The following is a 9449-nucleotide window of genomic DNA, read 5'->3' on the forward strand; positions in this document are numbered from 1 at the left end:
GCCCCCTGGGGGTCCAGGGGGCTCCTCCCACGACGCGAGGGGGCGGGTTGGTTCCGGGTCATGCCCGGAGCAGTCGTTCCGTCACCTCGCGATACGTCCGCAGGGTGAGCCGGAGCTGCTCGGTGTCCTGTGACACACGCCCTGGGCCGTCGTCCTGCTGCCACTCCGCCCGCAGGGCCATGCGCCGGTCCCTCAGAGCCGCGACGATGTGCCGTTCGGTCTCTTCCAGCAGTTCCGCCGCCTCGACCACCGAGTCGTGGGGAGAGTCGACGAAGCTCGCGAGCGCGTGGTGCAGGCGTTCTCCGAGACGGTCGCGTTCGTCTCCGCCGAGCAGCTGCCCGGCAGGGCCTTCCGCGGAGCCGTCGGCTGCCGGCCGGTGGTGCGTGCCCGACCGGTCGCCCGTACCGCCGCCGACCGCGTGATCATCTCGGTCGTCATGGTCCGAGCTCCGGCCGTTGCCAGGGGCCTGGCCTTCGGCGGGGGCCTGGCCGTCGCCGGGGGCCCGGCCGTCGGCGGGCAGGTCCATCGTCGTCCGTCCGCGCGGTGCGGCGGGGGTCACGACGGGAGCCTGCGTGCGGCTCCCCTCGTTCCGGCCCGTGGCACCGGGGTCGCCGGACGGGACGACATGCTGCCGAGCCTTCGCCGATGCCGACCCGGATGTCGTGGGCGGCGGGGAGGTGGTGACCGGCGGTCTCGGGGACGGCGGAGCTGCGGGGGGCGGCGGTGTGTCGTCACCACCGCGCTGGGCGGGAACGGTCGCCGAGCGAGCTCCCTCGTTTCCGGCGGGCGTCGGTGCGGCGGAGCCGCTCGGCGCGCCGGGGGGCCTCAGGGGCGGCGGCGGCTTCGGGAACGGAGGGGGTGCGGATTCGCTCCGCGCGTCTCCGTCCGTGTTCCCGGCCGCCCACCGTTCCCGCTTCTCGCGTGCCATCAGGCATCACTTCCCTTCGGCTTGAGGAGAGGCCCATGACCCCGCACCGGCGCCGGGGGCCGTCGGACGTCGGCGCTCGCCGTGGGCCCGGCGGCGGCCAGGGCCTCGAACAGGGCGCGCGCGTGCACCAGCGCCTCGCGCAGTTCCTCGGTGGAGGCGGACCCGGAACGCGTCGCCCGATGGAGCGCCCGCAGGCCGTCCACGTGGTGCGGATGGTGCACCGACAGGGCTGCGAGCTGTTCGTCGCGCCGGTCGGGGTCCGGGAAGCCCCGGACGGCGGCGACCCGGATGAGGAGCTGTTCGGCGTCGGCGACGGCCTGCGTCGGCGCGTCGACGAAGCGCTCCTGAAGCGTGGCCCACTGAGCGGTGTACTGCTCGCGGACCGCCGGGTCGAGCGTCAGCGGGCGGATGTGGCCGTACCGCTCGACTCGCTCACGCAGGTCTCGGTGGGCTGCTTCGACGTCGCCGCCGTGCCGTTCGAGGCTGCGGTCGTACTCGGGGCCGAAGCGGCGCTTCAGGGAGCCCGTGCCGCTGCCCGCGCCCCTGCGGGCCCGGATCAGGACACCGGACGCCAGTAGCGCCGCGACCAGCGCCGCGATGATGAGTGCTGTGGTCAGGGTCGACATGACTGCCTTCCTGGATGGGGACTCCTGCCTGGCTGTTCGGGACTGCTTGCTGAGCGCGCCTACGATTCGGCTTGCCGCTTCCGGGACTGCCAAACCAGCGGGATGGCTCCGTCATCGATCCGGCGGGCACGGCGGCGGTCGGTCCGGAGGGCACGGCAAGGGTCCGGCCGGGCGGGCACGGCAACGGTCGGTCCGGCGGGCACGGCGACGGTCCGGCCGGGCGGGCAGGCCGGTGCCGCAGCCCCCTGCCCCCTCGGGTCGCCGGAAAGGACTGTCCACTATGTGGAAAGGCGCCTGAGACGATTCCATCCGGTGCTAGCGTGCACCTCATGCAGCACACCGCCACCCTCGCCATGATGCGAATGATGCCCCCGCCCCCGGAGGCGCTTCGCTAGCGAAGCCGTGTGCGCGCAGGACGCGACGGACCCTCCGGATACGGAGGGTCCGTTTTTTGTCGTCCCGGCCCGCCACAGAGCCTGTCGTCCCACCACCTCGCACGCCACCCACCCCGTGTCCTCCCTCGACAGAAGGGCGAAGTACCGCCATGCCCCTTCCCCCGGTCGTCTCCCTCACCGACTGCGCCGACCCCAATGCGCTCGCCCGCCAGTCCACCCGGATCGCCACCCTCTTCGGCTCCACGCCGACCGTTCTGCCGCTCGGCGGACCGGACCCGGAGGGCGCCGCCGCCCTCACCCTGCTCGACCTGCTCCGCTCCACGGACCTCATCGGCGGCCCGACCCAGCCGGTCGTGGTCCTCGTCAACATCGCGCCGCGGGACGGGCACTGGCCCAACGGCGTGCCCTTCTGCTCCTTCCGCCACGGGAACCACCTGGTCGTCAGCACGCTGAACCAGCGGGTCCTCGCCCCGCTGGCGACCTACCTGGGGCTGACGGAGGTTCAGGTCACCGATGTCCGCGAGGTGCTGGAGGCCGCCGCCGGCGACTGGGCCGAGCTGACGCCGGCCGAGATCGAGGAGATGGTGCGGACCCAGTTCCGGAGCCTCTGGTACGCACCTCTGCTGGCCCGCTGGCTGGTGGACGGCCACCCCGTCCCCGCGCAGCCGACGGCGGTGCGCCCGTCCGTCGCCGACGACGTGCGGATCGCGGTCGTCGACAACTTCGGCAACTGCAAGCTGGACCGCCCGGCCGCCGAACTGCCCGGCTACGACACCGCCGAGAGCCTTCTCGTACGCAATCGGCTCGACGGCCGCGACATCCGGGTGCGCTGTTACGACCGGCTCCCCGACGTCCCGCTCGGCGAGCCCGGAATCACCGTCGGGAGTTCCGGGGTCGGATTCGCCGAACTGGTGGTCCGCGGCGGTTCCGCGGCGGAGGCATTCGGACTGCGTCAAGGCGACCGGGTATTCCATCTCACCAGCTGACATGTTATCAACGCGTTACCCCCGCAACGGTCTTCCCGATTGACGCCGGTCTCCGTGAGCCGGAATGCTGAAAAGCATGTCCGGAACTCTCCTGCTGGTACGCCGCCGCCACGTGGACAACGTGCGCTGTGCGGCCGATCTGTGTCGCTGAGCACACAGCACCGGCCCTCTTTCCCGTACCTTTCCCGGACTTCCCTTGAAGGACCTCTGATGTCCCGTACCCGCATTTCCCTGGCGGCCTCCGCCGCCGCCCTCGTCGCACTGGCGGCGGCCGGCTGCGCGCCGCAGCCGCAGAACACCCCCGACGCGGCCGGATCCAAGGACGCCGCCCGGTGCACGACCGACAGCCCGAGCCTCCACAAGCCCGGCCGGCTCACCGTCGCGACCGACTCCCCGGCCTATGAACCGTGGTTCGACAGCAACACCCCGTCGAACGGAAAGGGCTTCGAAAGCGCCGTGGCCTATGCGGTGGCCGAAAAGCTGGGCTTCGAGCGCGACCAGGTGAAATGGGTCATCGAGCCCTTCGCCCATTCGTACGCCCCCGGCCCCAAGGCTTTCGACTTCGACATCAACCAGATCTCCATCACGCCACAGCGCGCGAAAGCCGTCGATTTCTCCTCCAGTTACTACACGGCCAATCAGGCCATCCTGGCGCTCGACGGATCCGCGTTCGCGAAGGCCACGTCCCTGAGCGCCTTCAAGGACGCCAGGATCGGCGTGCAGGTCGCGACGACCAGCTACCAGGCCGTGCTCGACCAGATCAAGCCCTCGAAGCAGCCGAGCGTCTTCAGCACCACCAAGGACGAGGTGACCGCGCTGCGGAACGGTCAGATCGACGCGATCGTCACCGACCTTCCCACCGTCTTCTACCTGGCCGGGGCGGAGCTGGACAACGGCGAGATCGTCGGCCAGTTCGGCTACGCGGGCGGTACCCCCGAGAAGTTCGGCCTGCTCCTGCCGAAGAACAGCGGGTACACCTCCTGCGTCAACCAGGCCCTCGACGAGCTCCGGACCGACGGCACGCTCGCCAGGCTCACCACGCAGTGGCTCTCCGCCTCGGCGAACGTCCCCGAGCTGAAGCGATAACGGGCCGACAGTGGACATCAGCAAGACGGCCGTACCCGACGGGTCGGTCACCTCCCCGGGCGCGCCCGACACCGGCTACCTGCCCAGCGAACACGAACGGGAGCGGCAGCGGTACCGCCGCTCCCGCAAGCGCCGCCACACCTGGGTCTCCGCCCTCTGCACCCTGCTCGGCCTGGTGGCGGTAGGCGCGGCCGCGGTGGCCTCACCGGGCTGGGAGCGCGTCGACAGTCTGTTCCTCGACGGCGCGGAACTCCGCTCCGCCTTCCCCGACCTCCTGCGGGGCTTCTGGCTCAACATCCAGATGTTCCTCGTCGCCGAGGTGCTGATCCTCGTCCTGGGACTGCTGATCGCCCTGGTGCGGGTGACCCGCGCACCGGGTCTCCAGCCGCTGCGGCTCGCCGCCACGGTCTACGTGGACGTCTTCCGCGGCGTACCGACCCTGCTGCTGGTCTTCCTCGTCGGCTTCGGACTGCCGGCACTGCAACTGCAGGGCACTCCCTCCGAGCCCTGGCTCCTCGGCGTGATCGCCCTCACCCTCTCCTACACCGCGTACGTCGCCGAGGTGTTCCGGGCGGGACTCAACTCGGTCCACCCGGCCCAGCGGAACGCCGCCCGGGCCCTCGGCCTCAACGAGCGGCAGACCCTGCGGCACGTCGTCCTGCCCCAGGCCGTGCGCAACGTACTGCCGCCCCTGCTCAACGACTTCATCGCCCTGCAGAAGGACACGGCACTGGTCGCCGTCCTCGGTCCGCTCGAGGCGCTGCGGGCCGCGCAGATCAAGGCGGACTACGACTTCAACTACACCCCGTACCTGGGAGCTGCCCTCTTGTTCATCGCGGTGACCATCCCGCTGACCCGCTTCGCGGACCGTCTCCAGCGACGGGCCGCGGAGCGCACCTGGGCGGGGGCGGGCCGATGAGCGCGCCGCTGCTGCGCATCCGCGGCCTCCGCAAGCAGTACGGGGAACGGGTGGTGCTGCGCTCGATCGACCTGGACGTCGCCGAGCACCAGGTCGTCTGTCTGATCGGCGGCTCGGGTTCGGGCAAGTCGACCCTGCTGCGCTGTGTGGACCTGCTGGAGGTCGTCGACGACGGGACCGTCCACCTGGGCGAGACCGAGCTCACCGATCCCCGTCTCGACCCCGACGTCGCCCGCCGTCGGATCGGCATCGTCTTCCAGGCGTACAACCTCTTCCCGCATCTGAGCGTGCTGGACAACATCACGCTCGGGCCCCGCCGGGTCCACGGCGTCCCGCGCAGGAAGGCCGAGGCCTCGGCCCGCGAGCTGCTCGACCGTCTCGGGCTCGCGGACAAGGCGAACGAACACCCCGACCGGCTCTCCGGCGGACAGCAGCAGCGGGCGGCGATCGCCCGCGCCCTGGCCACCGAGCCGGAGCTGCTGCTCTTCGACGAGATCACCTCGGCCCTCGATCCCGAACTGGTCGGCGAGGTCCTGGACGTCGTCGCCGACCTGAAGCGGCGCGGCCTGACCATCCTGATGGCCACCCACGAGATGGACTTCGCCCGGCGGGTCGCGGACCGGGTCTGTTTCCTGGAGGACGGCGTGATCGTGGAGCAGGGCACCGCGGAGCAGGTGCTCACCGCTCCCCGGGAGCAGGCCACGCGGCGCTTCCTCGCCCGCGCGCTCGACCCTTCCTAGCACCGCCTCCCGCGGGTCGCGGAAGCCGGTCCCTCCCTGCCGGGGAGGGACCGGTGACCAGTCCGCTGCTGCGAAGGCTCGAGCGGGCCACTCCAGCCGCCGGCCGAGTCCGCAGCAGACCGGACTCGCCTCCACCGGGGCCTGCCAGAAGCATGCACCGTTCGGTGTGCGGGCGAAGGTCCCCACGAAGGCGCGTCCGCGACCGACCCCATCACTGTCCTGAACCTCCCCAAGCCCTCAGCCCTCTCCCGGAGACCCGCCGGTGCCCCCTGCCGTGGAACGACTCGCCCCCCGCCGCCGGAGAGTCGGCCGCGGGCCTGGACCGTCCTGGCGCACGCGGGCCGTGGACCCGAGTGGGAGCACCACCCGGTGCCCGGCACCCGCTTCATCCTGACCGTGCTCACCGGCGAGACCCGCTCCGACATCCTCGGCAACCTGCCGGCCGGCGACCACGCCTTCGATCCGAACGACGAGATCCTGGGCGGCTGACGGACCGTCGATACGGGCGTGGTGGCTTTGTCCACGAGAACGGGAGTCGTTCATCGATAAGCGCGGGAGGCCCCTCGAAGGCGGCCAGATCGATGTTCACGAGTGCGGGAGGCGCCCGCTGGCAGGGCCCTGCCTACACAGCCGCATCGGTAAGGGTTCCGTCCCGTTCCGGGAGCAGCTCGGGCATCCCCTCCACCAGCACCACGACGCCGATCACCTCACCGGCCTCGGAACGGCCGACCCACACCGGGTAGGTACCGTCCCCGGTCGTCGCGAAGGACATGAGCTCGCCGCCGGAAGCCTCGTCCCGGGTGCGCTGCATGAACATGGAATCGTCGTCGATGTCCTCGTACCCGTCCAGGTCCGACTCCCCTTGGATCAGCCCCCGCTCGAAGAGCGCGATGAGCGGCTCCCAGGCACCGGCGTCGGCGAAGCAGCCGGTGGCACCGTCGGTGTCGAAGCCGGCTATCTGCTGCTCGACGAACAGCCGGGGATCGTCGTCCGGACCGAGGGCCATCTCCCAGGTCGCTGCGGGGGTCTCGCTGACGAGGAGGCGGACGGCCGTGGTTTGCGTGGTCGTGACCTCGGTGTCCCGCCACTCGCACTGGTAGCTGAAGTGGACCCGTGCCTCGTCGAGTACGTACTCCCCGGGCGGGACAGGGACCGTGATGTGCGGCCCGCCGCCGTGGTCGATGTCTGGACCGGAGACGGCCAGCAGGCCACTGGGTACACGCAGGGTGCCGACCCGGCGCGGCTCCACGACGGTCATCTCGGGGTGGTAGCCGTCGGTCACACGCACGCCGGGCCGGAACAACTCGTTGATCGGCCCGGGCTGCGCGGGGCGCGGCGGACGCCAGCAGGTGGCGGGGGCGCCTGCGTCACCTCGCTCGGCTGCCTTGGCCACCTCAGCCGCCGTGAAGGCCGGCGGGTTGAACCCGTGTACCTGGGCCGAGAGCAGCGGCCACTCCCCGAAGGCGGGGCGGTCCATCCAGCGCTCGTCGTCCCGGAGTCTGGGCGAGGTGGCGTAGGAGCCCCTGTCCTGCCCCTGCCGCTCCTCCGTCCGCCGGCACCTCCCGTCCGGGAGGAGGTCCACGGTGATGCGTGGGCACGCCTTGTCGAACTCCGCCATCTCTGGGCCTGTGTAGTACCAGCCGACGGAGAACCGGCGCAGCAGCCGCGATGGGTCGTCCAGCAGCCGCATGTCCAGATCGTAGGTGCGGCGGCCCTGGTCGTCGTAGACCCACAGCCCGACATAGCGGTCCCGCCAGGAGACCAGCCGGACTTCCAGCGGGGCCTTCCGACACGGCTCCCGGTACACCACCACGTACGGAAGCCCGGCAGCATCCCGCTCCCGGGCCTCCTCGGCGGACACCGGTCGCCAGGGCGCACAAGCCTCCAGGTCCCACGCCTCCGCGTACTCCACCTCGACGACCACTGCCGCTCCTCTTCCTGCAACCTGCCTTGGCTCTGGGAGCTGCAAGGTAACCGCTGCCCATGACAACGGCCCTACTGGGCGGGCGGCGGGCCAGCTCCAGCGCCAAGACAGTCGTGCCGGTGATCCTGTCCATGACCCGCTCAGTGAGTGGTGTGCCAGCGTGATCCGTCGAGCCGCAGGCACCCCCTGTCATGGACCGCTCAGACGCAGCGCTCAGTGACTCCCGAACTCATCGACATTGATCAAGCGACAGGGTGACGCGGTGACTCCCGAAGCCATCGGCAAACGGCTCCCGTTCTCGCGTTCTCGTGCACAGAGCCAACACGGGATTCCTCGTCGGGCCCCTTTCTCGCGCGGACTGCGCGGCGGCAGCGGCAGCGCCACGTTGAACCGATCCCATGGAGCCGTGAGGTACGTGGCGCGTGGATCGTGTCCGGTGATTGCCTCGTACATGGGTGTCGAGACACGTGCGGGTGACAACGTCTGCATACGCCGTTCGACATGCTGCGCAGCCACGAACTAGGCGGTGGGGCTTTTCGCTCCCCCTGTGAGACGCCCGCCGATCAGCCTAGCTTCCGAATTGCCTCCGTAAAAATGACTACGTATGCCCATACTCTCGTTCTGCGTGTTCCGGGACGGCCTGATTTTCCGATCGTCAGGCCATTCCGTCATTCGATGGTCCGTGCGAGCGGATCTCGAGGTCAATCCGCTTCTCATTCCTGGAGAACACATGCGCGTTGCCGTGACCGGTGGCGGCGGTTTCCTTGGGTCACACCTGTGCGAGGCGCTTCTACGGCGCGGCGACTCCGTGGTGTGCCTCGACAACTTCTCGACGGGCGACCCCGACAACATCGCCCCCCTCCTGGCCCACCCGGCCTTCGAGTTCCAGCACGCCGACGTGAGCGTGTCCGTGCAGGTCGCCGGCCGCGTCGACGCCGTCGCCCACCTGGCCTCCCCTGCCTCCCCTCCCGACTATCTGCGCCACCCGCTGGAGACGCTCGCGGTCGGGAGCCGCGGCACCGAGAACGCCCTTCGCCTGGCCATGCGTCACGGCGCGCGCTTCATCCTCGCGTCGACGAGCGAGATCTACGGCGATCCACTGCTCCACCCGCAGGAGGAGTCGTACTGGGGCAACGTCAACTCCATCGGCCCGCGCAGCGTCTACGACGAGGCGAAACGATACGCCGAGGCGGTCTCCGCCGCGTACCGCCGCACCCACGGAGTCGACGTGGGCATCGCCCGGATCTTCAACACCTACGGCCCCCGCATGCGCCCGCACGACGGTCGCGTCGTGTCCAGCTTCATCACTCAGGCCCTGACGGGTGAACCGCTCACCATCTACGGCGACGGCGGGCAGACCCGTAGCTTCTGCTATGTCGACGACCTGGTCCGCGGCCTGGTCGCCCTCCTCGACTCCTCCGAACTGGGACCCTTCAACCTGGGGAACCCGGTCGAGCGCACCGTCTCCGAACTCGCCGGCATCGTCCTGGAGATGACCGGCTCGGCATCCGAGGTGAAGCACCACCCTCTGCCGGTCGACGACCCGGTCCGCCGCCGCCCGGTCATCACCCGCGCCCGCGAGGTACTGGGCTGGGAACCGAAGATCGACATCACCGAGGGCCTCCGCCGCACCGTCGCGTACTTCGCCGCCCACGCGGATCGCCTCGCGGTCTCGGCCGCGTCGATCCGCGGCGGCCAAGACGAGACGGTCCCGCTGGCCGCCGCGACGTCGGCGCCCTTCACACCGCAGACGATCCCTGGTCCGGCCGGCGCCGCCACCGGCGTCGCGTCCTCAGCCCCCGGGGCCACCGTCGCGGGTAGCTGATTCACGCACCGCGGCGGGAC

Annotated in this window: 8 protein-coding genes; 5 read left to right on the plus strand and 3 right to left on the minus strand. The window is 70.7% G+C overall.

Annotated elements, in window-relative coordinates; genetic code table 11:
• Positions 1–58: 58 nt before the first annotated feature.
• Both ACFQ79_RS39050 and ACFQ79_RS39055 read right to left on the minus strand, forming a co-directional pair.
• A complete protein-coding gene (locus tag ACFQ79_RS39050) occupies positions 59–559 on the minus strand; it encodes a hypothetical protein (protein ID WP_383592741.1) in 501 nt (166 codons plus the stop codon).
• Between the two features lie 368 nt (positions 560–927).
• Positions 928–1554 carry a hypothetical protein gene (locus tag ACFQ79_RS39055; protein WP_383592743.1) on the minus strand — a complete coding sequence of 209 codons (627 nt, stop codon included), beginning with the start codon at positions 1552–1554 and terminating at the stop codon, positions 928–930.
• A gap of 544 nt (positions 1555–2098) precedes the next feature.
• On the opposite strand from ACFQ79_RS39055, the gene ACFQ79_RS39060 reads away from it, so the two are divergent.
• The 4 genes from ACFQ79_RS39060 (at position 2099) to ACFQ79_RS39075 (ending at position 5680) form a co-directional block, all read left to right on the plus strand.
• On the plus strand, positions 2099–2935 hold the full coding sequence (locus tag ACFQ79_RS39060) for an SAM hydroxide adenosyltransferase (protein ID WP_383592746.1): 837 nt from the start codon (positions 2099–2101) through the stop codon (positions 2933–2935).
• Between the two features lie 210 nt (positions 2936–3145).
• Positions 3146–4021, plus strand: a complete 876-nt coding sequence (locus tag ACFQ79_RS39065; protein ID WP_383592749.1) for an ABC transporter substrate-binding protein — start codon at positions 3146–3148, stop codon at positions 4019–4021.
• Positions 4022–4031: 10 nt separating this feature from the next.
• Positions 4032–4940, plus strand: a complete 909-nt coding sequence (locus ACFQ79_RS39070) for an amino acid ABC transporter permease (RefSeq protein ID WP_383592752.1) — start codon at positions 4032–4034, stop codon at positions 4938–4940.
• Positions 4937–5680, plus strand: coding sequence for an amino acid ABC transporter ATP-binding protein (locus ACFQ79_RS39075; RefSeq protein WP_383592754.1), 744 nt, complete (start codon positions 4937–4939; stop codon positions 5678–5680). Before ACFQ79_RS39070 ends, ACFQ79_RS39075 begins: the two co-directional genes overlap by 4 nt.
• Positions 5681–6302: 622 nt before the next feature.
• On the opposite strand, the gene ACFQ79_RS39080 is transcribed toward ACFQ79_RS39075, so the two are convergent.
• The gene (locus tag ACFQ79_RS39080; RefSeq protein WP_383592757.1) at positions 6303–7604 is read right to left on the minus strand and encodes a DUF4241 domain-containing protein; all 1302 of its coding nucleotides are present in this window, start codon (positions 7602–7604) and stop codon (positions 6303–6305) included.
• A gap of 730 nt (positions 7605–8334) precedes the next feature.
• Here ACFQ79_RS39080 and ACFQ79_RS39085 point away from each other — a divergent pair.
• Positions 8335–9429: a UDP-glucuronic acid decarboxylase family protein gene (locus ACFQ79_RS39085; RefSeq protein ID WP_383592759.1), complete on the plus strand. Its 1095-nt coding sequence runs from the start codon at positions 8335–8337 to the stop codon at positions 9427–9429.
• The last annotated feature ends 20 nt before the right edge of the window (positions 9430–9449 follow it).

This window comes from Streptomyces sp. NPDC056480 (assembly GCF_042795405.1).
Taxonomy (GTDB): domain Bacteria; phylum Actinomycetota; class Actinomycetes; order Streptomycetales; family Streptomycetaceae; genus Streptomyces.